19 protein-coding genes and 2 tRNA genes are annotated in these 24,410 nt (G+C 71.2%); 13 read left to right on the top strand and 8 right to left on the bottom strand.

The genetic code is table 11. The features are described from left to right. The first annotated feature begins 15 nt into the window (after positions 1–15). Genes E0493_RS19265 through E0493_RS19250 form a run of 4 tightly spaced genes read left to right on the top strand, consistent with a single transcriptional unit; the run spans position 16 to position 4,898 of the window. Complete coding sequence (locus E0493_RS19265; RefSeq protein ID WP_160938888.1) at positions 16–801, top strand: lysophospholipid acyltransferase family protein; 786 nt, start codon at positions 16–18, stop codon at positions 799–801. A gap of 10 nt (positions 802–811) precedes the next feature. Beyond that, entirely contained in the window at positions 812–1,930 is a 1,119-nt protein-coding gene (locus E0493_RS19260; RefSeq protein WP_367614549.1) for a glycosyltransferase, read from the top strand. Continuing rightward, positions 1,927–3,567: a squalene/phytoene synthase family protein gene (locus E0493_RS19255; RefSeq protein WP_160938886.1), complete on the top strand. Its 1,641-nt coding sequence runs from the start codon at positions 1,927–1,929 to the stop codon at positions 3,565–3,567. The genes E0493_RS19260 and E0493_RS19255 overlap by 4 nt, the downstream gene beginning before the upstream one ends. 44 nt (positions 3,568–3,611) lie before the next feature. After that, positions 3,612–4,898 (top strand): aldehyde dehydrogenase family protein, encoded by a 1,287-nt coding sequence (locus E0493_RS19250; protein ID WP_160938885.1) that lies wholly within the window; start codon positions 3,612–3,614, stop codon positions 4,896–4,898. A gap of 359 nt (positions 4,899–5,257) precedes the next feature. Here E0493_RS19250 and E0493_RS19245 read toward each other — a convergent pair. The 4 genes from E0493_RS19245 to fdh all read right to left on the bottom strand — a co-directional run bounded on the left by E0493_RS19245 (position 5,258) and on the right by fdh (position 9,895). Next, a tRNA-Leu gene (locus E0493_RS19245) sits at positions 5,258–5,343 on the bottom strand. A 43-nt stretch (positions 5,344–5,386) separates the two neighbouring features. Next, the gene (locus E0493_RS19240; protein WP_160938884.1) at positions 5,387–6,307 is read right to left on the bottom strand and encodes an NAD(P)-dependent oxidoreductase; all 921 of its coding nucleotides are present in this window, start codon (positions 6,305–6,307) and stop codon (positions 5,387–5,389) included. Positions 6,308–6,407: 100 nt separating this feature from the next. Then, positions 6,408–6,707: a hypothetical protein gene (locus E0493_RS19235; protein WP_160938883.1), complete on the bottom strand. Its 300-nt coding sequence runs from the start codon at positions 6,705–6,707 to the stop codon at positions 6,408–6,410. Next, positions 6,704–9,895 (bottom strand): formate dehydrogenase, encoded by a 3,192-nt coding sequence (gene fdh, locus E0493_RS19230; RefSeq protein WP_302466835.1) that lies wholly within the window; start codon positions 9,893–9,895, stop codon positions 6,704–6,706. Before fdh ends, E0493_RS19235 begins: the two co-directional genes overlap by 4 nt. A 254-nt stretch (positions 9,896–10,149) precedes the next feature. Here fdh and E0493_RS19220 point away from each other — a divergent pair, with 254 nt between their 5' ends. The 4 genes from E0493_RS19220 to E0493_RS19205 all read left to right on the top strand — a co-directional run bounded on the left by E0493_RS19220 (position 10,150) and on the right by E0493_RS19205 (position 12,967). Beyond that, positions 10,150–10,374 (top strand): hypothetical protein, encoded by a 225-nt coding sequence (locus E0493_RS19220; protein ID WP_202397227.1) that lies wholly within the window; start codon positions 10,150–10,152, stop codon positions 10,372–10,374. Between the two features lie 11 nt (positions 10,375–10,385). Continuing rightward, on the top strand, positions 10,386–11,282 hold the full coding sequence (locus E0493_RS19215) for a 4Fe-4S dicluster domain-containing protein (protein ID WP_160938879.1): 897 nt from the start codon (positions 10,386–10,388) through the stop codon (positions 11,280–11,282). An 11-nt stretch (positions 11,283–11,293) separates the two neighbouring features. After that, positions 11,294–12,340: an NrfD/PsrC family molybdoenzyme membrane anchor subunit gene (gene nrfD, locus E0493_RS19210; protein ID WP_160938878.1), complete on the top strand. Its 1,047-nt coding sequence runs from the start codon at positions 11,294–11,296 to the stop codon at positions 12,338–12,340. A gap of 231 nt (positions 12,341–12,571) precedes the next feature. Beyond that, positions 12,572–12,967 (top strand): (R)-mandelonitrile lyase, encoded by a 396-nt coding sequence (locus tag E0493_RS19205; RefSeq protein WP_160938877.1) that lies wholly within the window; start codon positions 12,572–12,574, stop codon positions 12,965–12,967. A gap of 202 nt (positions 12,968–13,169) precedes the next feature. Here the strand turns inward: E0493_RS19205 and E0493_RS19200 are convergent, their stop codons facing one another. After that, a complete protein-coding gene (locus E0493_RS19200) occupies positions 13,170–14,063 on the bottom strand; it encodes a LysR family transcriptional regulator (protein WP_160938876.1) in 894 nt (297 codons plus the stop codon). 169 nt (positions 14,064–14,232) lie between these two features. Here E0493_RS19200 and E0493_RS19195 point away from each other — a divergent pair, with 169 nt between their 5' ends. The 4 genes from E0493_RS19195 (at position 14,233) to paoC (ending at position 19,419) form a co-directional block, all read left to right on the top strand. Continuing rightward, a complete protein-coding gene (locus E0493_RS19195; protein ID WP_160938875.1) occupies positions 14,233–15,486 on the top strand; it encodes an MFS transporter in 1,254 nt (417 codons plus the stop codon). A gap of 138 nt (positions 15,487–15,624) precedes the next feature. After that, positions 15,625–16,275 carry an aldehyde dehydrogenase iron-sulfur subunit PaoA gene (paoA, locus tag E0493_RS19190; protein ID WP_160938874.1) on the top strand — a complete coding sequence of 217 codons (651 nt, stop codon included), beginning with the start codon at positions 15,625–15,627 and terminating at the stop codon, positions 16,273–16,275. Next, positions 16,272–17,222: an FAD binding domain-containing protein gene (locus E0493_RS19185; protein WP_160938873.1), complete on the top strand. Its 951-nt coding sequence runs from the start codon at positions 16,272–16,274 to the stop codon at positions 17,220–17,222. The genes paoA and E0493_RS19185 overlap by 4 nt, the downstream gene beginning before the upstream one ends. Positions 17,223–17,226: 4 nt before the next feature. Further along, positions 17,227–19,419: an aldehyde oxidoreductase molybdenum-binding subunit PaoC gene (gene paoC / locus E0493_RS19180; RefSeq protein WP_160938872.1), complete on the top strand. Its 2,193-nt coding sequence runs from the start codon at positions 17,227–17,229 to the stop codon at positions 19,417–19,419. A 107-nt stretch (positions 19,420–19,526) separates the two neighbouring features. Here paoC and E0493_RS19175 read toward each other — a convergent pair. The 3 genes from E0493_RS19175 to selA all read right to left on the bottom strand — a co-directional run bounded on the left by E0493_RS19175 (position 19,527) and on the right by selA (position 22,925). Continuing rightward, a tRNA-Sec gene (locus E0493_RS19175) sits at positions 19,527–19,616 on the bottom strand. Between the two features lie 10 nt (positions 19,617–19,626). Beyond that, complete coding sequence (selB, locus tag E0493_RS19170) at positions 19,627–21,519, bottom strand: selenocysteine-specific translation elongation factor (protein ID WP_160938871.1); 1,893 nt, start codon at positions 21,517–21,519, stop codon at positions 19,627–19,629. After that, positions 21,516–22,925, bottom strand: a complete 1,410-nt coding sequence (gene selA / locus E0493_RS19165; RefSeq protein WP_367614547.1) for an L-seryl-tRNA(Sec) selenium transferase — start codon at positions 22,923–22,925, stop codon at positions 21,516–21,518. The genes selB and selA overlap by 4 nt, the downstream gene beginning before the upstream one ends. A gap of 55 nt (positions 22,926–22,980) precedes the next feature. Between selA and selD the strand changes: the two genes are divergently transcribed. Then, on the top strand, positions 22,981–24,027 hold the full coding sequence (gene selD / locus E0493_RS19160) for a selenide, water dikinase SelD (protein ID WP_160938870.1): 1,047 nt from the start codon (positions 22,981–22,983) through the stop codon (positions 24,025–24,027). Positions 24,028–24,410: the final 383 nt, after the last annotated feature.

The raw sequence follows: 24,410 nt of genomic DNA, 5'->3' as shown, positions 1-24,410 counted from the left end.
CCCCGGTGGAAGCCGATGACCGATCCGCTCCAGGCCTATTCGGCCTCTCAACTCGCCTTCTACGACTTCATGTTCACCCGCTTCTTCCGCCGTCACATGCGGGCCTTGCGGGTGCCGGGCTGGGGCATGCCGGAGGTGCCGCCCGGCGTGCCGCTGGTGGTCTTCGCCAGCCATCCCTCCTGGTGGGACGGCGTGGCCTTCATGCTGCTCTCCCGCCGGCTCTTCCCGGAGCGGCGCATGTTCATCCCGATGGAGGCGGTGGCGCTGGCGCGCTACCGCTTCATGCGGCGCCTCGGCGTGTTCGGCGTGGACACGGCGAGCCCGCGCGGCGCGGCCGCCTTTCTGCGCACCGCCCGCCAGGTGCTGGCGCCGGAGCGGAACGACATGCTCTGGATGAACGCGCCCGGCCGCTTCGCCGACCCGCGCGAGCGCCCGGTGCCGATCGCGCCCGGACTGACACGCCTGGCGGAGCTTGCACCGGAGGCGTGTTTCGTTCCGCTGGCGCTGGAGTATCCTTTCTGGACCGAGCGCAAGGCGGAAATGCTGGCCGCCTTCGGCCCGCCCTTGCATGGCGGCGCGTTGCAGGCCATGCCGCGTGAGGCACGCGCCCGGGCGCTGGCCATGGCGCTGGCCGAAGCGATGGACCGCCTCGCCGAGGAGGCCATTCGCCGCGAGCCCGCGCGGTTCCGGGTGGTGGAACAGGGGAAGGAAGGCATGGGCGGCATCTATGACCGGTGGCGGCAGTTGCGGGCCAGGATGGCCGGCCGCCGCTTCGACCCGCGCCACGAAGCGCGCGACTGAGGCTGGTCGCGTGGGCCTTCTCGGCGATTCACTACCCTGGGCGACGCTGGCGCTCGCCGCCCTGCCGGTGGCGGTCGGAGCCGGCAACCTCCGGCGCCTGCCCCGCGCGCATGGGAAGCCGCCGGGGCCGACACTGGTCTCCATCCTGATCCCCGCCCGCGACGAGGCCGCCAATATCGAAGCCTGCCTGCGCGCCGCCCTGGCCAGCCGCGACGTGCCCGTCGAGGTGGTGGTGATGGACGACGGCAGCCGCGACGGAACCGGCACCATCGTCGCGGCGCTGGCGGCGGAGGATGAGCGCGTCGGCCTGGTGACGGCACCACCCCTGCCGCCGGGCTGGACAGGCAAGGTGCATGCCTGCGCCCGGCTCGCCGAGGCGGCGCGCGGCACGCATCTGCTGTTCATCGACGCCGATGTCCGGCTGCGCCCGCATGCTGCCGCCGCCCTCGCCGCCCATGCCGAGGACCACGATCTGGCCCTCGTCACCGGCGTGCCGAAGCAGGTGCTGGGCAGCCTGGGCGAAGGGCTGACGGTGCCGGCCATCAACTTCCTCATGCTGGGCTACCTGCCCGGCGGCGGGCGCGCCGGGAGCGGGCAGGCCTCCCTGGCCGCCGCCTGCGGCCAGCTCATGCTGGCGGAGGCCACCGCCTATCGGCGCGCCGGCGGACATGCGGCGGCGCCCGGCGTCCTGCATGATGGCCTGGCGCTGGCCCGCCGCCTGCGGGCACAGGGCTTCCGCACGGAGGTGGTGGATGGCAGCCGGCTCGCCACCTGCCGCATGTATTCCGGCTTGCGCGAGGCCTGGGCGGGCTTCGTGAAGAACGCCCGGGAGGGCATGGCGACCCCGCGCGGCCTGCCGGTCTGGACGGTGCTGCTCGGCGGCGGGCACCTGCTGCCCTGGCTGCTGCTGCCGCATCCGGCCGCGGCGCTGGCGGTGCTGCTCTCCCTCGGGCTGCGCGGCGCCATCACCTGGCGGATGCGCGAACGCTGGTGGAGCGTGCCGCTGCACCCCTTCGCCGTGGCGGTGGCGCTGGCGATCCAATGGACAGCGCTGCTCGGCCACTGGCTGGGCGCGCGCCCGGCCTGGAAAGGGCGCGCCTATGGCGACTCGCGAACGGGGGCGGCATGAGCACGGCGGGGCCTTCCCTCGCGCCCGGCGAGGTGCTGGCCGGGCCGCCGACGCGCGGCCCGGGTTCCGAGAACTTTCCGGTCGCCTCCTGGCTGCTCGCGCCTGAGCAGCGCGGCAAGGTGCTGGCCTTTTACGGCTTCGTCCGCGCGGCCGACGACATCGCCGACCACACGGAGCTTTCCTCCGCCGAGAAGCTGGCCCGGCTCGACCGGCTTGAGGCGGCGCTGGACGATCCTGCCGGCCCGCTCGCCGTTGCCCGCAGGCTGCGGGAAAGCGGCGCGGGAATGGCGGAGGCACGCCAGATGCTGACTGCCTTCCGGCAGGACGCGGTGCAGCCCCGCTACGGCGACTGGGCGGCGCTGGAGGACTATTGCGCCAATTCCGCCGTGCCGGTCGGCCGGCTGCTGCTGCGGCTGCACGACGAGACGGACCCCGAGGCGCTGGCGGCGGCTGATGCGCTCTGCACCGCGCTGCAGATCCTGAACCACCTGCAGGACGCCGCCGAGGACCGCGCCAGGCTGGACCGCGTCTACCTGCCGCAGGACTGGCTGGCGCTGGCCGGCGGCGAGGCGCGGTTCTTCGCCGATCCCGCCATGCGCGCGCCGCTGCTGGCAACCGCGCTGGACCGGGTGGACGCCCTGCTGGAGCGCGCGGCCAGCCTGCCGCGCCGCCTGCACAACCGCCGGATGGCGCTGGAAGCGGCGGTGACGCTGGAACTCGCCCGCCGCCTGCTGGCCCGGCTGCGCGGTGCCGATCCCCTGGCGCGGCGCGTCGCCCTGACGCGGGGCGATTTCGCCCGTGCCTTGCTGGCGGCCCCGCGCCGGGGCGGGCCAGACGCCGCGGTGGTGCAGGCACGGGTGCTGCGGGCACGTTCCTCCTTCGCACGCGGCATGGCGGCGCTGCATGGCGACCGGCGCCGGGCGCTCTACGCCGTCTATGCTTTCTGCCGGGCGGTGGACGACATCGCGGATGGCAGCATGCCCGAGGCCGAGAAGCGCCGTGCGCTCGCGGACTGGCGCGGCAAGCTGGACACGCCGGACTGCGCCCTTTCGCGCGAGCTGGCCTGGGCACGCCGGGCCTTCGCCCTGCCGCGCGCCGAATGCGAGGCGCTGATCGCCGGCATGGAAGCCGATGCGGGGCCATCGCGCCGTATCGCCGACGAAGCGGCACTCGCGGCGTATTGCCGGCAGGTGGCGGGCAGCGTGGGGGCGCTGGCGGTGCGCATCTTCGGCGCCGCCGAAGCGGAGCCTTTCGGCCTGGCGCTCGGCCATGCCTTCCAGCTGGTGAACGTGCTGCGCGACCTCGACGAAGATGCGGCGCGGGACCGCGTCTATCTGCCGCAGAGCTGGCTGGCGGCCGAAGGGCTGGGGGGAATGCCGGCGGCGGCGCTGGTCGCCGATCCGCGTCTGGCGCGGGTGGCGGAGCGGCTGGCGGCGCAGGCGGAAGCAGCTTTCGCGGCGGCCCACGCGCTGGCGCCTCCGCGCTGCCAGGCTGCGCTGAAGCCGGCCCGGATCATGCAGCAGGGCTACAGGCTGCTGCTGGAGAAGATGCGTCGGCAGGGATTTCAGCCGCCGCGGACGCGGGTGCGGCTCACCCGGGGCGAGAAGCTGCGGCTGCTCTGGCGGGCCGGCTCGTGAACGAGCAAGGCGGGGCCAATGAACGCCCGCAGCCTTCCCCGGCCATGAACACGCCCGCCGCCGCCCTGGCCGCCTTGCGCGCCGAGGAGGCCCGGCTCTCCTTGCGGGAGCGGCGGCGGCTGCTGGCGGCCCTTGCGCGCGAAGTGATCCGGCGCGCCGAGGATTTTGTCGCCGCGGCGGACGCCGATTATGGCGGCCGCTCCGCAGTGGAAACGCTGGTGGCGGACGTGCTGCTGGTGGCCCAGGCGGCGCGGCGGGCCCGGCGCTGGCTCTGGTGGTGGGCACGCCCGCGCCCGGTGGTGGCCCCCCTGGCCTTTCAGCCGAGCCTCGCCTGGGTGGAGCCCGTGCCGAAGGGTGTGGTGGGCGTGATGGCACCCTGGAACTACCCGGTCCAGCTCGGGCTCTGGCCGCTGGCGGAGGCTTTGGCCGCCGGCAACCGCGTGGCGCTGAAGCCAAGCGAGCATACGCCCCGCACCGCCGCCCTGCTGGCCGAGGTGGTGGAGGCGGCGCTCGGCCCGCGCGTGGCGCGCGTGGTGCAGGGCGACGCCACCGTGGCAGCCGGCTTCGCCGCGCAGCCCTGGGACCATCTGGTCTTCACCGGCGGCACCGAGACAGGCCGGGCGGTGATGCGCGCGGCCGCGGAGAACCTGACGCCGCTGACGCTTGAACTGGGCGGGAAGTGTCCTGCCATCGTTCTTCCGGGCGCCGACCTGCAGCAGGCGGCCCGCGCCATCCTGGCAGGAAAAGCGGTGAATGCCGGGCAGACCTGCGTCGCACCCGACACCGTGCTGCTGGTCGGCCATGGTGGGGAAGCCTTCGCCGCGGCCTGCCGCGCCTGCGTGGTGCCTGTGGACAGCGCCGTGCTGCCAGGGCAGCGGACGCGGCAGACAACGCTTTCGGAGGGTGGCGAGCGGCTTGCGGGCGGCCTCGCCCTGGTGGCGGACCAGGAGACGGGCGAGATCTTTGGCCCTTCCCTTGCGGTGCGGGCCGTTGACGATCTGGCGGCGGCGCTGGCCTGGGTGCGGGCGCGGCCCGCGCCGCTGGCCGTTTACCTGTTCGGCGCCAGCCGCTCCGAGGCGGCTGCGGTGGCCTCGCAAACCCGGTCCGGAGCGCTGGTGGAGAACCGGTGCGTGGAGCACGCCGCCTTTACCGCCCTTCCCTTCGGCGGCGTGGGTGCCTCGGGATGCGGCCGGTACCACGGGTTCGCCGGCTTTTCCGCCTTCAGCGACTGGCGAGCACGGGTTCGGCATGGACCCTTCGCGCTCTCGCGCCTGCTGGACCCGCCGCGCAGCGAAAAGGCGGCCCGGCTGGCACGGCGGCTGGTGCGGTGATCCGGATCAGGCGCGCCTGACGCCCTCGCGCGCCCCGCGCCCCGCACATGGCAGGGAAGCCATGCGTCCCTCCATGTTGCACCCGCGAAAAACGCAACGGTTAGGCAAGGAGGGAGTCCCCATATTCTCCTTCGCAGCCGCAGCATCGCGGCGGACCTAAAGGATCAAGGGGTTTACCCATGTCCGCTTTTCTGTTTGTCACTGTTGTCGCCGCCCTGGTCGGGGGTGGACTGTTTGCCCGCTCCCTTGTTGAGCGCGACATGCCGGAGTTCGCCCGCCTGCAGATGGCGGACTGAACCCGCCGCGGCCGAAGGCCGCACAGCGCATCACGCCTCCCCGGCCCCGGGACCGGGTGGCGCTGGTGCGGACGGCGGGTTTCGAACCCGCACTCCCCAGGGGGAAGCAGATTTTAAGTCTGCTGCGTCTACCGTTTCGCCACGTCCGCGCCGAGTGCTTCTCCTGCCACAGCGGCGCGGCGGGCAAAAGGGTCAGCCGGCCTCGGCCACGATCCGCCGGCAGTGATTCAACGCCGCCTCGATGAGGTTGTCGCTCGCTTCCGGCGTCCGGAAGGCGGAATGCGCGGAAAGCGTGACGTTCGGCACAGTGGTCAAAGGGTGGTCCGCCGGCAGCGGCTCGACGTCGAAGACATCCAGCGCGGCATGCGCGAGACGTCCCGTCCGCAACGCCGCGAGCATGGCCGCTTCGTCCACCACCGCGCCACGCGCGGTGTTCACCAGGATCGCCGAGGGCTTCAGCTTCGCCAGCCGCTCGGCCGAGAGGAAGCCGCGCGTCTCGTCGTTCAGCAGCAGGTGGACGGAGAGCACGTCGCTTTCCGCCAGCAGCCGGTCGAGTTCGACGAACTCAACGCCCTCCGCCGATCTCGGGGAACGGTTCCAGGCCAGAACCTTCATGCCCGCGCCGCGGCAGAGCCGCGCCATCTCGGCGGCGATGCCGCCGTAGCCCAGCAGGCCCACCGTCTTGCCGGTGAGTTCCACGCCGTCGGTGCGCAGCCAGTTGCCGGCGCGCATCTCGCGATCCATCCGGGCGATGCCCTTGGCCGCCGTCCACATCAGGGTGAAAGCCATCTCGGCCACCGCCGTGTCGCCATAGCCCTTGATGATATGGACCTGGATGCCGCACTCGGCTTCCAGCTCCTCCGGGTTCATGTAGGAGCGCGCGCCGGTGCCCAGGAAGACCACATGCTTCAGGCTGGGGATCTGCTTCGCGGTCGCGGTGGGCAGCGCCGTGTGGTCGATGATGGCGATGGCGTGACCCGCCAGGTGGCCGGGCAGTTCCTCTGGCGTGACGTTGGGCTGGACGTTGACGGTGACGGGCAGGTCATCCTCCCGCCGCAGCCGCCGCATCACCTGCGCCAGCGCTTCCCCGGCATCCACAAAATTGGCGCGCATGCACCCCCTCCTCCGATTGCGCGGGCATGGTAGCGGGCGATGGGGGTTCGTCCAGGGTGCGCGGCGGGGAGCAGATCAGGGGCGGAGCGCCCCTTGGCCTTCATGCCGGTTCGAGCAGCTCCGAAAGCCAGCCACGCGCCTTCTGCAACTCCTCCCACGGCGTGTCGCCCAGGGGGAAGTGGCTGCCGACCACCACGCTGATGACCACGTTGATCCGGGCCAGCCGCTCGCGCGACTTCGGCGCGGCCCCGCCACGGCGATGCTCCGCGGCGATGCTGTCCCGCCAGGCGCAGAGCCCCTCCATGGCGGCGGAAAGGGCATGATCGTCCTTGTGCGGCTTCTTCTCCAGCACCTTGTCCAGGGCTTCCAGGGCGCGGCGGCCGGCCGCCTCGTCGCTCATTCGGCCGCCCTCGCCGGGGGACGTACCACCCGCCCTGGCCGCAGGCTGCAGGTGATGGCCTTGGTGGTGTGGATGCTGGTGTTGGCATCGCCCGTGATGGCCAGCAGCACGTTGGCGACGTCGCCGCGCGCGTAGCCTTCCCAGCCGAAGACCCAGGGCATGCCGATCTGGTACACGGTGCGACCCCCGATGGTGAAGGGGCGGATACGCTCGGTGACCATGGCGCGCACCTCGATCTCGCCACGCTTGGTGGCGAGCACCGTCCAGTCCAGGTGGCGGATGCCGAGTTCACGCGCGAGCTCGGGCGGGATCTCGACGAAGGCCTCGGGCTGGAGTTCCGCGGTGTGCGGCGCCACCCGGCTGATGATGCCCCCGCAATGCAGCTCGGTCAGCCGGTAGGTGGTGAGGACGTAGGGATAGGCCGGGTCCTCCGGCGCGTGCAGCTCGTTGCCGGGGCGCTGCCAGAGATGCGCCGCGGGGTTGCGCTGGCGGCCGTAGAGCGGGTTCTTCACCGGGCTTTCGATCGGCTCGTAATGCGTCGGCAAGGGTCCGTCCTTCAAGCCGGAGGGGACGAAGAGCATGCACTTGCCATCCGCCTCCATGATGAAGGGATCGGCGCCGCCCAGGGCATCCATGCCCTTGGGGTGCTTGCTCCAGTCCGGCCGGTGGCCGGGCGGCAGGTCCTTGGTGAAGTCCGGCACGTCGGTGCCGGTCCACTCGCCCTTCTCCGCGTCCCACCAGATCATCTTCTTGCGCTCGGACCAGGGCTTGCCGTCCGGGTCGGCCGAGGCACGGTTGTAGAGGGTGCGGCGGTTGGCTGGCCAGGCGAAGGCCCAGTTCGCATGGCTGCCGGAGCCACCGGGCTTGTCCGGCTTGCGGGAGCGGGACTTGTTGACGCCCTCCTCCGGATAGACGCCGGTATACATCCAGCCGCCGCAGGCCGTGGAGCCGTCGTCCTTGATCTCCTTGAAGGAGGCAAGCTGCTTGCGGTCGGCCACGGTGTAGCCGTTGATCTCGCGCAGCACCGCCTCGGGGTCGGGCTCCTGGCGCGCGCCGCGCACCGGATAGTCCCAGGTGAGCGCCTGGATGCCACGGTCACGCGGCTCGGTACTGCCGGCGTAGAGCGCCTTCAGGCGCCGGCCGAGATGGTAGATGAACCACAGGTCGGAGCGGCTGTCGCCCGGCGCCTCGCAGACCACGTCGTGCCACTGCACGAGGCGGCTGGTGTTGGTGACCGAGCCGTCCTTCTCGCCCGCCAGCGCGGTGGGCAGGAAGAACATCTCGGTGCCGATCTCCTCCGGGCGCACCTCGCCCTTGCGGACGCGATGGCCGTTCTTCCAGAAATTCGCCGTCTCGGTCAGGGCGAAGTCGCGCACCACCATCCAGTCGAGCTTGGCGAAGCCCATCTCCACCAGCTCGGAATTGACGGCGCCGACGGCCGGGTTCTGCCCGAGCATGAACTGGCCCTTGATCAGGCCGTTGCCCATGGCGAGTGTCATCGGCAGTTGCGAGACGTCGCCGGTCAGCTTGGGGACGAACTGGTAGCCCCATTCGTTGTCGGCACGCGATTCCTCGCCATACCAGGCCTTGAGCAGGCTGATGACGTATTTCGGCAGGTTGTGCCACCAGCCCGTCTCCGGCGTCTCGACCTCCAGGTATTTCTCAAGCGTCGGGTGCTCGTGGAAGATGTTCGGCTGCGGCAGGTAGGTCGGCAGCATGTTGTAGAGGGTGGGGATGTCCGTGCTGCCCTGGATGCTGACATGCCCGCGCAGCGCGAGGATGCCGCCGCCGGGGCGCCCGACATTGCCGAGCAGGCCCTGGATGATGCTGGCGGCGCGGATGATCTGCACGCCCACCGTGTGGTGCGTCCAGCCCACCGCGTAGCAGAACGCGCCGGTGCGCTCGCGGCCGGAGTTGCGGGCCAGCGCATCGGCCACCTTCAGGAAGGTTTCCTTCGGGCAGCCGGTGACGCGCTCCACCATCTCCGGCGTGTAGCGGGCGAAGTGCCGGCGCATGATCTGGTAGACGCAGTTCGGGTGCTGCAGCGTGCGGTCCTCGGGCGGCGGGCTGTCCGACATGCCCTGGGACTCGCCGCCGCCCTTTCCCTTGGTCTGCACGCGGTGCTCGGCGATCGAGGAGGGCACCACCTTGCCCTTGTACTGCCAGGTGTCCTCCTTGTAGCTGCCGCTGGTTTCGTTGAAGCCGGAGAAGATGCCGTCGCCCTGCTCGGCGTCCCGGTAGCCCTCCTCGATGATGTGCGCGATGTTCGTGTAGTTCAGCGCGAAGTCACGGAACCAGAGGTCGTTCTCCAGGATGTGGCGGATGACCCCGCCCAGGAAGGCGATGTCCGAGCCGGAACGGATCGGCGCGTGGATGTCGGCCAGGGCGGAGGTCCGCGTGAAGCGCGGGTCCACATGGATGACGGTCGCGCCGCGCTGCTTCGCCTCCACGACGAACCGGAAGCCGATCGGATGGTTCTCCGCCATGTTGGAGCCCATCACCACGATGCAGTCCGAGTTCGCCAGGTCCCAGAGGGACATGGTGGCGGCGCCGCGGCCGAAGGAGGTGCCCAAACTGGGCACCGAGGAGGAGTGTCAGATTCTGGCCTGGTTCTCGATGTTCACCATGCCCAGGCCACCGCCGAACAGCTTCTTGATGAGGTAATTTTCCTCATTGTCCAGCGTGGCGCCGCCGAGCGAGCCGAGCCCGAGCGTCTGGTTGATGACGCGCCCATCCGGCAGGGTCTCGGCGAAGGTCTCGTCCCGCGCCTGCTTGGTGAGCTGCGCGATGCGCTCCATCGCCCAGTCGAGCGGCTTCTGCTCCCAACGGTCGGAATAGGGGGCGCGGTGGAGCACGTGATTGATGCGTTCGGGGCTGAGCAGCACGCCGAGCGTGCCGGCACCCTTCGGGCAGAGCGTGCCCTGGTTCACCGGGCTGCGCGGGTCGCCCTCGATATGGATGGGCTTGCCGTTCTTGGCGTAGACGAGTTGCGCGCAGCCGACGGCGCAGAAGGGGCAGATGCTGGTGCCGACCTTGTCGGCCTCCTCCAGGCGCGGCCGCAGCGCCCTTGAGGCGGCGCTTTTGGCCGCCTCCGCCATGACGCTTTCGCCGGCGAGTTGCCGCGGCAGGGACCAGTCGCGCAGGAAGCCGGAAACACGGCCTGACATGCTGCGGCGCATCTTCTTCATCGATGGTCCCTCCCCGCAAGGAATTGGCGCCCGGCTGGCGGCTGCGCGGGCACTTCGTTAGCGGGAAAGGTGCGGGGCGGGTTGCGGGGCGGCAACCGTGGCGCTGCGGCACCTGGGTTCACGATCCCGGCACTATGCCCGCGCCCACGCCTGACTTCGCCTTGCGCCGCCAGGCAGCCCGCGTGCAACTTCCCTCCCTGCGCGGACTTCCTTCTCCTGCGCTTGCAACTTTCCGGGCCACCGCGATGAGAATCATGGAAGGCGTCGTGACCATCGTGCAGGAGGGCCGCTTTCAGCTCACCGACGATGGCGGCGTCTCGCACCTGTTCCTGCTCAGCCATGACGCGGCGGCGGAGCCGGAGCAGCTTCCGCCGCTGCAGCGCCGGCAAGCGCGGGTGCGGGTAAGTTACACACCGGCAAGGAATCTGATCGGCCTCGTCGCCCATGCGGTGGAACTCGCTGAGCTGCCCGTCCCCTGAGGAGCACGCCCATGGACATGCCCGCCCGCGCCGCCGAAGAATCCGCCTCCCGCCTCGACAGGATGATCCCGAACGAATCCGAGTTGACGGCGGGGGTGCGCGTCGAGCCTGGAAAGTCTTACGGGTTTTTCACCGATACGACGCTCTGCATCGGCTGCAAGGCTTGCGAGGTGGCCTGCAAGGAATGGAACAACCTGCCCGCCGACAATATCGGCCTGACTGGGCAGAGCTACGACAACACCGGCGCGCTCTCGGCCAATACCTGGCGGCACGTCAACTTCATTGAGAAGGCGGGCACCTGCGGCCTGCGCGAGAACACGCAGTCGCCCTTCCAGAGCGGCTGGCTGATGATGAGCGACGTGTGCAAGCACTGCCACAACGCGCCATGCCTGGAAGCCTGCCCGACCGGCGCGCTGTTCCGCACCGAGTTCGACACGGTCGTGGTGCAGCAGGACATCTGCAACGGCTGCGGCTACTGCGTGCCCGCCTGCCCCTTCGGGGTGGTCGATCTCAGCGAACTGGACGGCAAGGCGCACAAATGCACCCTCTGCTACGACCGGCTGAAGGGCGGGCTTGAGCCGGCCTGCGCCAAGTCCTGCCCCACCGACAGCATCCAGTTCGGCGAGCTGGAGGACCTGCAGGGGCGTGCGGAGAAGCGCGTGGCGCAGCTGCACGAGCTGGGCGCCAGCAACGCCTATCTCTACGGCGCCCCCGGCAGCCCGGGCGCGACCGGTGACCTCGGGCATCTCAACGCCTTTTTCCTGCTGACCGACCGGCCGGAGACCTACAACCTTCCCGCCGCGCCCACGCGCGCCGCGAACCGCGTGGCCCCCAGCCTGGGCACCGGCCTGGCCGCCGTGGCCGGGCTGGCGCTCGCCGCCTTCGCCCTTCTTTCCGGCCGCGACTGAGGAGACCGCCGATGTCCGAGCGCCTCGCCACCGAACTCGGGCCGAAGCAGCCCCCGGTCCCGCCGCCGACGGCTTCGCAGGCCTCGGCACCCGGCCGCAGCCGGCATTGGGAGGGCCCGACCTACTATGGGCGCCCGCAGGTCAAGGCGGCGCCTTTCAACAACTGGGTGGTGGGCGGCTATATCTTTCTGGGTGGCCTGGCCGGCGCGGCGGCGTTGCTCGCGGCGGTGGCCGACCGCGCGCGCGGGCCCGAAGCGGCGCCGACGGTGCGCCGCGGCCGCGCGCTCTCGATGCTGGCGCCCACCCTCGGCGCCGGCCTGCTGATCTATGACCTGCACACGCCGCGGCGGTTCTACAACATGCTGCGCGTGGCCAAGCCCACCTCGCCGATGTCGATCGGCACCTGGATCCTGATGAGCTTCAGCGGCTTCTCCATTCTTGGCGCAGCGGCCGCGGCGGCCTCGCGCTGGCTGCCCCGCCTCTCCTTCCTCCGCCGCACGGCGAAAGCCGCCCAGCTGCCCGCCGCGGTGACGGGCGCGGGCATGACGACCTATACGGCCGCGCTGCTCTCCGCGACCTCCACGCCCCTCTGGGCCGCCGCGCCGCGAAGCATGGCCGTTCGCTTCGGCAGTTCCTCCCTCGCCGCCGGCGCGGCGGCGCTTTCCATGGGCGATACCGGGCGCGTCGGCCGTACGCTGGACAAGGTGGCGCTGCTGGCGCTTGCGGCGGATTTGGCGGCCACATGCGTCTCCCACAACACCTATCGCCGGACCGGCGTCGCGCCCGCACTGGAAGGCGACTGGGGCAAGGTGGAGAAGCTGGGCGTCACCGGGCTCGGCACATTGCTGCCGATGGGGCTCTATGCCGCCTCGCTGGCGCGGGGCCGCTCGCCGGCGCTCTCCACCCTGGCCGGCATCGCGACCCTGGCCGGAAGCGCGATGCTGCGCGTCTCCACCATGGCGGCGGGCGATGAATCCGCGAACCGGCCGGATGTCAGCTTCCGCTTCAACCAGCCGCAGAACCTTCCGAAGCGGCCGTCGCGCTGGTTCCGGCGGTAACGCCGCGCACGGGCCTTTCCGCCTGCCCCTGCCTGCCCCCCCGGGCGGCAGCGCGAGTCCGGAAGGCGTTGCGCGCCGCCGCCTTCCCGCTCCCGATTGAGAAGCGTCTCTCATAAGGCCATGCAGGCCCTTCGCTCTAATCGCGGCCGTCTCCCTGCACTATCTCCTTTCCACAAGCGGTGGCGGCCGCTGCAACGGCGCCCGCGTTTCCGCAAGCCCAGGAGAGAGCAGATGGACATCATCCACGCTGGTGCGCGGCCCTCCGCCAAGGGACCGGCCGAGTACTTCACCGGCACCGTTCGCATCGATCCCCTGTTCAGCCCGCCCGATCCGGCGCGGGTGGCCGGCGCTTTGGTCACCTTCGAGCCCGGCGCCCGCACGGCCTGGCACACGCATCCGCTCGGCCAGACGCTGGTCGTGACCGCGGGCTGCGGCTGGGTGCAGCGCGAGGGCGGGGCCGTGGAGGAGATCCGGCCGGGCGACGTGGTATGGTTCCCGCCTGGCGAGAAGCACTGGCACGGGGCCACTGCAACCACCGCCATGAGTCACATCGCCATTCAGGAAAAGCTTAACGGCTCCCCCGTGGACTGGCTGGAGCACGTGACCGACGCGCAGTACCAGCGCTGAGGGGGATGGTCTTGGCCGGTGTCGCAGGCGGAGGCACCGGGCACCGGGCACCGGGGCGGCGCGCAGGCTGGGGAACGAACGACGCCTTCCGTCATCCTCCGGGGCGCCGGGGAGATGGCCAAGGCGGCCAGAGACCTCGCAGGCGGCGGCGAAGCCGCGGTGCATGGTGCGCCAACCCGTCTCCGGACACAGCCGTGCTGCCTCAGCCTCGGTATCGCAGCGCCTCGACCAGCAGCGCGAAGGCGGGCGTGAGCTGGCGGCGGCTGGGGTAGTAGAGATGGTAGCCCGGGAAAGGCGGGCACCAGTCGGCCAGCACCCGGATGAGGCGTCCTTCCGCGAGGTGGTCCCGCACCTGATCCTCGAACACGCATGCCAGGCCCAGCCCCTCCAGCGCAGCCCTGAGAAGCAGAGGCGGGTAGTTGACCACCAGCGGTCCCTCGACATGGACCCTGAGTTCGCGTTGCCCCTTTTCGAGCTCCCAGGCATAAAGCGAGCCGTGCGTCGGCAGGCGGAGGTTGACGCAGGCGTGGCTGGTCAGGTCTTGCGGCGCCTTTGGCCGCGGCCGCCTGGCGAAATAGGCCGGCGCGCCGACCACCGCCATCCGCATGTCCGGCCCGATGCGCACTGCGATCATGTCCCTGGCCACCTGCTCGCCGAAGCGTATGCCCGCGTCGTAGCGCCCGGCGACGATGTCGGTCAGCGTGTTGTCGACGTCGATCTCGACCTTGATGTCCGGATACTCCGGCAGAAGCCGCTCAAGGGCCGGCATCAGGATGGCTTCGACCGGGTGCTCGCCCGCCGAGATTCGGATGGTGCCGGATGGCTTCTCGCGGAATTCGCTAAGCGCAGCCAAGGTTTCGTCGATCTGGTCGAAGGCGGGCCCCAGGGTCCGGAGCAGGCGCTCGCCCGCCTCGGTCGGCGCGACGCTGCGGGTCGTACGGGTCAGCAGGCGCAGGCCGAGCCGCGTTTCGAGCGCGCGGAGGGTCTGGCTGAGGGCGGACTGCGAGACCCCCAGTTTCGCCGCGGCCCGCGTGAAGCTGCGGTCGCGCGCGACAGCGAGGAAAGCTTGGAGATCGTTGCGGTCGGTCCGCGGCATTCAGAAGACTCGCTTATAGCCTCCTGTGCATTTTAGCAGCTAATCGCGCGCGAGCGCACTCGCTAGGTTCGGCGGAGCCAGCCTGCCGCAGATCGCGTTCCGGCCCGCCCCAAAGTCTCGGGGCGGGCGCGTGGGCCGCGCCGGTTCCAACAACACCACAAGGCCGTTCATGAGCGACCAGACCCTTCCGGACGCCGCCGCGCTCCCCTCAAGCTCGCCCGTGTTGGGGGCGGTTCTCGCGATGACGCTGTGCGCCGCCGCCCTGATCGCGTCGGAGTTCATGCCGGTCAGCCTGCTCACGCCACTGGCCTCCGATCTCGGCATGACGGAGGGCCAGGCAGGCCAGGTGATCTCCGTGTCGGGCATCTTCGCCGTCCTGACCAGCCTCCTGGTGTCGTCGGCAGCGGGGCGGCTCGACCGCCGCACCGTGCTGCTTGGCCTTACGCTGCTCATGGTCGTTTCCGGCGTGGTGGTGGCCTTTGCGCCGAACTTCGGCGTGCTGATGGCCGGCCGGGCGCTGCTGGGCGTTTCCATCGGCGGCTTCTGGTCGATGTCAACCGCGACCGTGATGCGCCTCGTGCCCCCAGACGCGGTGCCCAGGGCGCTGGCTGTCCTGAACGGCGGCAACGCGCTGGCCGCCACGGTGGCAGCGCCGCTCGGAAGCTTCCTGGGCGCCTGGGTCGGCTGGCGAGGCGCCTTTCTCTGCGTGGTTCCGCTGGCGGCCCTTGCCTTCGCCTGGCAGCTGGCAACCGTTCCGCCGCTGCCTGCCGAGCGGCAGGCCGGCACTGGGGCCACCCTCGGGCTGCTCGGCCGCCCCCAGGTGGCATCGGGCATGCTCGCGATCCTGTTCCTGTTCATGGGGCAGTTCGCGCTGTTCACCTACCTCCGGCCATTCCTTGAAGCGGTCACGCGCGTGGATGTCTCCACACTCTCGCTCATCCTGCTGGGGCTGGGCATCACCGGGCTTGTGGGCACCTCCCTTGTCGGCCGCCTTCTACGGGCGAGCCTGCATGGCACCTTGATCGCCATTCCGCTCGCGATGGCGGCGATCGCCATCGCCCTGGTCGCTTTCGACCAGCAACCCCTTGCAACCGCGGCATTGCTGGCCGGCTGGGGCCTCATCGCCACGCCCGCTCCCGTGGGCTGGGGGACCTGGCTGAGCAGGACCTTGCCGGCGGAGGCCGAGGCGGGCGGCGGCCTGATGGTTGCAACCATTCAGTTGGCCATCACCGCCGGGGCGTCAGCTGGCGGCCTGCTGTTCGACGCGGGCGGCCACGAAAGCGCCTTCGGCGCCAGTGCCACCATGCTGGGCGCTTCCGCGCTGCTGGCGATCCTGAACTGGCGCCTTGGCGCGGCGCGGCGACGATCATTCCAGGCTCCAGCGCCGCCCCGCTCAGCGAGGCCTGCCCTGGACCACCAGTAGGCGAAAGCAACGACAAGGGGGCATCAGCCGTTCACGCGCCAGTCGGTTGCGCGGTGTGCGGACCAGGTGGCGTGGACGGCCTCAAGGCTGACCAGCGGTTTCCAGCACAACAACGAAGAACGAGGATCGGAGAAGCCCATGCGAGCTTCTGATTTCGCAGCGACCAGGCGCGGCCTGGTGATCGGCGCGGCGGCCTCTGCTGCCACTGCGGCGCCCGGCGCGGCAGGTGCCCGGGCAGCCACAGGCGCCGCCCCTTTTCCCGCTCCAGGAGCGTCTGCCATGTCCAAGGTTTCCTTCAGCGTCAACGGCGAAGTGCGTGATCTTGAGCTCGACACGCGAACAACCCTGCTCGACGCCCTGCGCGAGCACCTGCACCTCACCGGCACCAAGAAGGGCTGCGACCACGGCCAGTGCGGCGCCTGCACCGTCATCGTGGACGGCCGCCGCATCAACGCCTGCCTGTCGCTGGCCGTCATGCACGAGGGTGACGCGATCACCACCGTCGAAGGCCTGGGCTCGCCGGAGAACCTGCACCCGATGCAGGCCGCCTTCATCAAGCACGACGGCTTCCAGTGCGGCTACTGCACGCCGGGGCAGATCTGCTCCTCCGTCGCGGTGCTGGAGGAGATCAAGGCAGGCATTCCGAGCCACGTCACGGCGGACCTGACCGCGGCATCGCAGGTCACGCCTGAGGAGATCCGCGAGCGCATGAGCGGCAACATCTGTCGCTGCGGCGCCTATTCCAACATTCTGGATGCCATCACCGAGGTGGCGGAGCGCCAGGCATGAAGCCCTTCACCTATGAGCGCGCGGCCTCGCCCGCCGAGGCGGCCGCGGCGGCGGCGCGCATGCCGGGCGCCAAGTTCATCGCGGGCGGCACCAACCTGCTCGACCTCATGAAGCTGCAGATCGAGGCGCCGGCGCATCTGATCGACGTCAACGGCCTGGCGCTGGACAGGATCGAGCCGACGCCGGAAGGCGGCCTGCGCGTCGGCGCGCTGGTGCGCAACACCGACCTGGCGGCCGACGAGCGCATCCGGCGCGACTACGGGGTGCTGTCCCGCGCGCTGCTGGCGGGCGCCTCCGGCCAGTTGCGCAACAAGGCGACCACGGCGGGCAACCTGCTCCAGCGGACCCGCTGCCCCTATTTCTACGACACCGACCAGCCCTGCAACAAACGCCAGCCCGGCTCCGGCTGCGCGGCCATCGGCGGCTTCAGCCGCCAGCTGGCGGTGATCGGTCACAGCGAGGCCTGCATCGCGACGCATCCCTCCGACATGGCGGTGGCCATGCGGGCGCTGGACGCGGCGGTGGAGACGGTGAAGCCGGACGGCACGGCGCGCAGCATTCCCATCGCCGAGTTCCACCGCCTGCCCGGCGACACCCCGCAGATCGAGACGGTGCTGGAGCAGGGCGAACTCATCACGGCGGTGGTGCTGCCTCCGCCCTCCGGCGGGCGGCACTTCTACCGCAAGGTGCGCGACCGGGCGTCCTATGCCTTCGCGCTGGTCTCGGTCGCGGCCGTGGTGCAGCGGGACGGCACGGGGCGGGTGGCGCTGGGCGGCGTCGCCCACAAGCCCTGGCGCGTCGAGGCCGCGGAGGCCGAGCTCCCGCGCGGCGCCAGCCCCGCCATGCAGGCCATCCTGGCCGATGCGCGCCCGACCCGTGAGAATGCGTTCAAGGTGACGCTGGCCGAGCGCGCGCTGAGCGCCGTGCTGGCGGAAGCGAGGGGCTGAGGCCATGAAGTTCGACACGCCCGCTACCACCAACCCGATCGACCGGATGAAGGTGGTCGGCCAGCCGATCGACCGCATCGACGGGCGGCTGAAGACGACGGGCCAGGCGCCCTACGCCTATGAGCAGAACGACGCCGTCCGCGACCCGGCCTATGGCTATGTGATCGGCGCGGCGATCGCCAAGGGCCGCATCACCGGCATGGACCTCCGCGCCGCCAGGGCTGCGCCCGGCGTGCTGGCCATTGTCACCGCGGAGAACGCGGGGCCGCTCGGCAAGGGCGACATGAACACCGCCAGGCTGCTGGGTGGCCCGGAGGTGGACCACTACCACCAGGCGATTGCGGTGGTGGTGGCCGAGACCTTCGAGCAGGCGCGCGACGCGGCGCAGAGGGTGCGGGTGGACTACGCTCCGGCCGGGGGCGCTTTCGACCTTGCCGCCGCGCGGGACACCGCGAAGGAGGTGGACCAGTCGGCGAGCTCGGTGGGCGACTTCGAAGGTGCCTTCGCCGCGGCGGCGGTGCAACTGGACGCCACCTACACCACACCCGACCAGAGCCATGCGATGATGGAGCCGCACGCCTCCATCGCCGCCTGGCAGGGCGACCGGCTGGTGGTCTGGACCTCCAACCAGATGATCAACTGGAGTGCGGGGGACCTGGCGAAGACGCTGAAGCTGCCGAAGGAGAAGGTGCGGCTGATCTCGCCCTTCATCGGTGGCGGGTTCGGCGGCAAGCTGTTCCTGCGGTCGGACGCGGTGATGGCGGCCCTTGGCTCCCGCGCCGCGAAGCGTCCGGTCAAGGTCGCGCTCCAGCGGCCGCTGATGATGAACAACACCACCCACCGGCCCGCCACCATCCAGCGCATCCGCATCGGCGCAGCTCCGGACGGCAGGATCGGCGCCATCGCGCATGAAAGCTGGTCGGGAGACCTGCCCGGCGGCGGGCCGGAGACGGCGGTGGACCAGACGCGGCTGCTCTATGCCGGGGCGAACCGGCTGACGCAGCTTCGCCTCGCCGTGCTGGACCTGCCGGAAGGCAACGCCATGCGCGCGCCGGGCGAGGCACCCGGCCTGATGGCGCTGGAGATCGCCATGGACGAGATGGCGGAGAAGCTGGGCATGGACCCGGTGCAGTTCCGCATCGTCAACGACACGCAGGTGGACCCGAACGACCCGGACCGCCCCTTCTCCCAGCGCCAGCTGGTGAAGTGCCTGCAACTGGGCGCGGAGCGCTTCGGCTGGGATCAGCGGAACCCCCGGCCGGGGCAGTCGCGTCAGGGCCGCTGGCTGACCGGGATGGGTATGGCCTCGGCCTTCCGCAACAACCTGGTGATGAAGTCGGCCGCGCGGCTGCGGCTCGACAGCCGCGGCGAGGTGACGGTCGAGACCGACATGACCGACATCGGCACCGGCAGCTACACCATCATCGCCCAGACGGCGGCCGAGATGATGGGCGTGCCCATCGACAAGGTCACCGTCCGGCTCGGCGATTCCTCCTTCCCGGTCTCGGCGGGCTCGGGCGGGCAATGGGGCGCCAACAGCTCCACCGCGGGCGTCTATGCCGCCTGCATGAAGCTGCGCGAGGCGGTGGCGCGGAAGCTGGGCTTCAACTCCGCCGACGCGGTGTTCGCCGAGGGCCAGGTGCGTTCGGGCAACCGCGGCGCGACGCTGGCGGAGGCAGCGGGTCCGGACGGCATCGTGGTGGAGGACATCCTTGAATACGGCGACCTCAGCAAGCGCTTCCAGCAATCCACCTTCGGGGCACATTTCGTGGAGGTGGCCGTCGATGCGGCGACAGGCGAGGCCCGTGTCCGGCGCATGCTGGCCGTCTGCGCGGCGGGGCGCATCCTGAACCCGAAGACGGCCCGCAGCCAGGTCATCGGCGCCATGACCATGGGCGTGGGCGCGGCGCTGATGGAGGAGCTGGCGCTGGACAAGCGCCGGGGGTTCTTCGTCAACCACGACCTCGCGGGCTATGAGGTGCCGGTGCACGCCGACATCCCGCACCAGGAGGTCATCTTCCTGGACGAGGCCGACCCGATCTCCTCGCCCATGAAGGCCAAGGGCGTGGGCGAACTCGGCCTTTGCGGCGTCGGTGCGGCCATCGCCAACGCCATCCACAACGCCACCGGCGTGCGGGTACGGGACTATCCCATCACGCTTGACAAGTACCTCGACCGGCTGCCGGAAGCGGTCTGACGGCGAAGGGGTCGGGGCGGTGCCGGCCGGGGTGAGCGGCTCCGGCCACGAGGGGAAGCGCGGCGCGGCGCGCCTTCCTGCCTGGCATGCGGGGCTGCCCGGGGCGGCGGAGGCGGATGGGAATCGAACCCACCACCCGCTCTGAACGGGCCGCTGGTTTTGAAGACCAGGAGGGCCACCAGACCCCGATCGCCTCCATCCCCTTCCCTACACCGCGTCGCGCCGGGCCGCCAGCACGCGGTGGTCGCCGGCGCGGCGGGTGAAGTGGATGGCGTCGAGATGCTCGAGCAGAGGCACGCTGAACTTGCGCGAAATGCCGAGCGCCGCGCCGGCCTCCTTCACCAGCAGGCCCGGTGGAGTGGCCAGCAGCGGGGCCAGGATGCGCTGCGCGGACGCGATTGCGTCGCGGTGGAACAGCACGTCGCGCTTCTGCACGCGATCCGCCGCGCGCACCAGCACTCCGGCGCGCACCAGCGCGTCCAGCAGGCGACGGGAATGCGGATCGGGCGCGACAACATGCGGATCCGGCGGGCTCAGGCCACCCTGGCGCAGCGCTTCGGCAATCCTGGCGGCCTGCGCCGCCTCCTGCCTGGCACGTGCATGCTCCTGCGCCGGGCGCGGAACACGCAGGGAGCCGCCCTCCTGCCGCAGCGTTCCGGCGGCGACGAGCCGTGCCAACGCCTCGTCGAGCACCGCCGCGCCTGCCGCCGGCAGGAGTGGCGGCACCTTGTCGCGCGGCAGGCCGTCCGGATGCGCGGCAAGACGCCCGGGCAGCTGGGCGAGGATGGCTTCGAAAGCCTGCCGTGACACCGCCATGCGGCCCCGGGTGAGGACCACCGGCAACAACTGAAGGATCTCTCCCAGCCGCGCGGGCGCCAGCCCCGCCAGGCGCGCCAGCCGCCGCAAGGCGATGCCGCCGGCCCCGGCCTGCGTGACCTCCCGCGCCACCAGTTCCTCGGGCCCGGCGGCGGCGAGGGCGGCCAGATGCTCCAGTACCGCAGGTGCGTGCCGCCGCAGCCGCACCGTTTCCGCGTCAAGGATGCGGCCGCCGGCCACGGTTCGCGCCGGGGAGGCGATGCGCAGCACGAACTGCTCGCGCGCAGGCACGGCGACGGGGGTGGCGCAGCGCAATTGCGCCAGGGCGGTTTCACCCGGCTCCAGCGCATCGCGGTCCAGCAGGCGCAGTCGCGCCTCCAGATCCTGGGTTCCGAGCAGCAGGCGCAGCCGCGCGGTGTTGCGCAGCGGGGCGGCATCCGCCACCGCGCGCAGCTCGACGCTCAGCCATTCCGAGGGCGGCAATGCGCCGCAGGCCGCAAGGGCGGCGCCGCGCGGCACCCGCGCCGCCTCGACGCCGCGCAGGTTCACCGCCACACGCTGGCCAGGCTGCGCCACCGCCACCTTCGCGCCATGCACCTGCAAGCCCCGCACGCGAAGCTCCGGCCCCGAGGGCACCAGCTCGACCTCGTCCCCCGTGGCCAGCGGCCCGCCGCGCAGCGTTCCCGTCACCACCGTGCCATGCCCGGCGACGCTGAAGGCGCGGTCAACCGGCAGATAGGGCACGCCGCCGGCCACGGCAGGCCCGACCTCCCGCAGCACGGCGCCGATCGCCGCCTTCAGCTCCGCGACGCCCAGGCCCTCCGGCGCCGCGGTGAGCACCGGCGGCGGCCCCTGGAGCCCGGCGCGCGCAGCAAGCGCCGCCGCCTCGCGGCCCACGGCCGCCGCTTCGGCGGGCGTGGCGAGATCGGCCTTGCTGATGGCGATGACGGCGCGCCGCAGCCCCAGCAGCGCGGCGATGTCCACATGCTCGACGGTTTGCGGCTTGATGCCCTCGTTCGCCGCCACCACCAGCAGCACCGCGTTGATGCCGGTGGCGCCGGAAACCATGGTGCGCACGAAGCGCTCATGGCCGGGCATGTCGATGATGTCCACCATCGTGGCCGACGCACTGTCCAGCGTGAAATGCGCGAAGCCCAGCGCGATGGAGATGCCGCGCCGCTTCTCCTCCGGCAGGCGGTCGGTGTCCATGCCGGTGAGCGCGTGCACCAGGGCGGTCTTGCCATGGTCCACATGGCCGATGGCACCGAGCAGCAGGCGGCTCATGCCGGCTCGCCTGCCGCGCGGACGGCCCCGGCGATCTCCGGCACCTCGTCCTCGCTGACTGCGAGCATGTCGAGCAGGAGCCGCCCGGCGGCGATGCGGCCGATCACCGCGGGCTGCTGCAAACGCAGGCGTCGCGCCAGCTCCTCTGCCGCCAGGCCAGGAACGGCAAGACTGACCGCCTGGCTGGCCACGCCCTCGCCGGGCAGCGCGCCACCGCCGGCATGGCCCTCGCTTGCCACAACAATCGCCTCCGCCGCACCCGCCAGCAGCCCCGCCAGACGCTCGGCACGCGCGCGCAGCTCGGCCTCGCCCTGGCCCAGCATCCGCAGCACCGGCAGGCGCTGCGGAGCGTCGCGGTGGAGGCGCAGCGTCGCCTCCAGCGCGGCGAGCGTCATCTTGTCCAGCCGCATTGCACGCAGCAGCGGATGGCGGCGCAGGGGATCGATCGCAGCATGGCGGCCGACCAGCACGCCCGCCTGCGGGCCGCCCAGCAGCTTGTCGCCGCTGAAGGCGACGAGATCGGCGCCGGCGACGAGGCATTCCGGCACGGTGGGCTCATGGCGGTGGCCGAGCGGGCGCAGGTCGGCCAGGGTCCCGCTGCCGAGATCCTCCATCACCAGAAGGCCGTGCGCGCGCGCCAGCGTGGCCAGTTCGGCAACGCTGGCTTCCGCGCTGAAGCCGAGAATGCGGAAGTTGCTGCGATGCACCTTCAGCAGCACGCGCGTCTCGGGGGTGATGGCGGCGCGATAGTCGGCGAGCCGCGTCTTGTTGGTGCTGCCCACCTCCACCAGCCGCGCGCCACCCTGGCGGATGACGTCGGGGATGCGGAAGCCGCCGCCGATCTCCACCAGTTCCCCGCGCGATACGATCACCTCGCCGCCCGCAGCGAGGCCGCTCAGCGCCAGCAGCACCGCGGCCGCGTTGTTGTTCAGGACGAGTGCGGCCTCGGCGCCGGTGAGCTGGCGCAGCAACGGCTCGACACCCTGCATCCGGGAGCCCCGTGCCCCCGCCGCGAGGTCGAATTCAAGGTTGGAGTAGCCGCGCCCTGCCTCGGCGGCGGCGGCCACCGCCTCCGGCGCGAGGGGCGCGCGGCCGAGGTTGGTGTGCAGCAGGATGCCTGTGGCGTTGACGACGCGCCGCAGGACCGGGCGGCGGGCTTCCCGCAGCATCTCCCCCGCACGCGCCAGCATGGCCTCGGGCGCGGGAATCTCCGGGGCCGCCGCGTCACGCAGCGTCGCGCGGATGTGATCAAGGATCGCGCGCAGCGTCGCCGCGACCGCGGCGTGGGAGAACTCGCGGATCAACGGCGCCGCACCGGGCCGTTCCAGCAGCCGCTGCACTTGCGGCAGGGCCCGAAACCTGTTGCCAGCCCCGATATTTCCGTCCTGCTTCGCTTCGCTGTTCACCCTGACGTCCCGCAATTCCGACTGGCCCGCACCAAACCGCTAGAGGACAAGAATCATGGCCGATGTCGAGCCCTCCCTGACTTCGCTCGCCCATGGTGGCGGCTGCGGCTGTAAGCTGGCGCCCGCCGTTCTGCAGTCCCTGCTCGCCAAAGTGCCGGCGGCCCGGGCCTTCCCCGGCCTGCTGGTGGGCACCGAGACCGGCGATGATGCGGCTGTCTATCGCCTGAACGACTCCCAGGCGCTGGTGGCGACAACCGACTTCTTCACCCCCGTGGTGGACGACCCGTACGACTTCGGCCGCATTGCCGCCGCCAACGCCCTTTCGGACGTCTATGCCATGGGCGGCACGCCCATCCTGGCGCTGGCGATCCTGGGCATGCCGCTCGGCAAGCTGGCGCCGGAGGTGGTGGGGCGAATTCTGGCGGGCGGCGCCTCCGTGTGCGCCGAGGCCGGCATCCCGGTGGCGGGCGGCCACTCCATCGACAGCCCGGAACCAATTTACGGGCTGGTGGCGCTGGGCCTGGTGCATCCCGACCGTGTGCTGCGCAACAGCGGCGCGCGCGCGGGGGATCGGCTGATCCTGACCAAAGGACTGGGCATCGGCATCTTCAGCGCGGCGCTGAAGCGCGGCGCGCTGGATCCGGCGCGGTACGGCGTGATGCTGGATTCCACCACGCGGCTCAACCGGATCGGCGCCATGCTGCCGGACCTGCCCGGCGTGCATGCGGTGACCGACGTCACCGGCTTCGGGCTGCTCGGCCATGCGCTGGAAATGTGCCGTGGCTCCCGCCTGGGCGCACGCCTTCGCCTGGACGCCCTTCCGTTCCTTGAAGGCGCGTCCGATCTCGCCCGCGCGGGCTTCGGCACCGGCGCGGCAACGCGCAACTGGGCCAGCTATGGTGACGCGGTGCGCTTGCCCGAAGGGCTGCCGGAGTGGCAGCGCGGCCTGCTCTGCGACCCGCAGACCAGCGGCGGCCTGCTGATCGCCGTGGCGCCGGAAGCGGCGGCGGACCTGCTGGCGGGGCTCCGCCAAGCGGGACATGAGGGAGCGGCGGAGATCGGCGCGATGAGGCAAGGAACCCCGGTGGTGGAACTGACCTGAGCGAACAACACCATGCTTCGGAAATCATGGCGGACGGCAGGTTCCGTTCTCACAGGCACCCCCGGTGGAACGGGGTAATCCGCAAGAAGTCTTCGAGGGCCAGGCCGGGACGCTTCAAGATGCCCAGGGAGGAGCAGGCCCGGCGTATTACCTCTCTGCCTCCTTCGCCCGGGAGGGCTGCAGGAAGGGGAAAGCTGGCGACCGAGGCGGCCATGGCGGTCGCGCGAGGTGTTTGTCGCCGCGTGGCCAGGAGGTGGCGACGCACCGGATGGCTCCTCTCGGGCGGTGAAGGCGCGAGGCATTGCGAGCGAAGGGCAACCATGTGTGGCATCGTGGGAGCAGTGGGTTGGCAGCCGGCGGCGCCGCGGCTTTTGGAGGCGCTG

Origin of the sequence: Teichococcus coralli, assembly GCF_009829925.1 — a bacterium.
GTDB lineage: Bacteria > Pseudomonadota > Alphaproteobacteria > Acetobacterales > Acetobacteraceae > Pseudoroseomonas > Pseudoroseomonas coralli.
The sequence above is the reverse complement of the archived record's forward strand: the minus strand, read 5'-3'. Positions and strand labels throughout refer to the sequence as shown.

What these genes read in the sequence shown, in the direction of transcription:
- E0493_RS19265 (WP_160938888.1), top strand. Translation starts at nt 16, where the DNA reads ATGACCGATCCGCTCCAGGCCTATTCGGCCTCTCAACTCGCCTTCTAC.
- E0493_RS19255 (WP_160938886.1), top strand. Translation starts at nt 1,927, where the DNA reads ATGAGCACGGCGGGGCCTTCCCTCGCGCCCGGCGAGGTGCTGGCCGGG.
- E0493_RS19250 (WP_160938885.1), top strand. Translation starts at nt 3,612, where the DNA reads ATGAACACGCCCGCCGCCGCCCTGGCCGCCTTGCGCGCCGAGGAGGCC.
- E0493_RS19240 (WP_160938884.1), bottom strand. Translation starts at nt 6,307, where the DNA reads ATGCGCGCCAATTTTGTGGATGCCGGGGAAGCGCTGGCGCAGGTGATG.
- E0493_RS19235 (WP_160938883.1), bottom strand. Translation starts at nt 6,707, where the DNA reads ATGAGCGACGAGGCGGCCGGCCGCCGCGCCCTGGAAGCCCTGGACAAG.
- E0493_RS19220 (WP_202397227.1), top strand. Translation starts at nt 10,150, where the DNA reads ATGGAAGGCGTCGTGACCATCGTGCAGGAGGGCCGCTTTCAGCTCACC.
- E0493_RS19215 (WP_160938879.1), top strand. Translation starts at nt 10,386, where the DNA reads ATGGACATGCCCGCCCGCGCCGCCGAAGAATCCGCCTCCCGCCTCGAC.
- nrfD (WP_160938878.1), top strand. Translation starts at nt 11,294, where the DNA reads ATGTCCGAGCGCCTCGCCACCGAACTCGGGCCGAAGCAGCCCCCGGTC.
- E0493_RS19205 (WP_160938877.1), top strand. Translation starts at nt 12,572, where the DNA reads ATGGACATCATCCACGCTGGTGCGCGGCCCTCCGCCAAGGGACCGGCC.
- E0493_RS19200 (WP_160938876.1), bottom strand. Translation starts at nt 14,063, where the DNA reads ATGCCGCGGACCGACCGCAACGATCTCCAAGCTTTCCTCGCTGTCGCG.
- E0493_RS19195 (WP_160938875.1), top strand. Translation starts at nt 14,233, where the DNA reads ATGAGCGACCAGACCCTTCCGGACGCCGCCGCGCTCCCCTCAAGCTCG.
- paoA (WP_160938874.1), top strand. Translation starts at nt 15,625, where the DNA reads ATGCGAGCTTCTGATTTCGCAGCGACCAGGCGCGGCCTGGTGATCGGC.
- E0493_RS19185 (WP_160938873.1), top strand. Translation starts at nt 16,272, where the DNA reads ATGAAGCCCTTCACCTATGAGCGCGCGGCCTCGCCCGCCGAGGCGGCC.
- paoC (WP_160938872.1), top strand. Translation starts at nt 17,227, where the DNA reads ATGAAGTTCGACACGCCCGCTACCACCAACCCGATCGACCGGATGAAG.
- selB (WP_160938871.1), bottom strand. Translation starts at nt 21,519, where the DNA reads ATGAGCCGCCTGCTGCTCGGTGCCATCGGCCATGTGGACCATGGCAAG.
- selD (WP_160938870.1), top strand. Translation starts at nt 22,981, where the DNA reads ATGGCCGATGTCGAGCCCTCCCTGACTTCGCTCGCCCATGGTGGCGGC.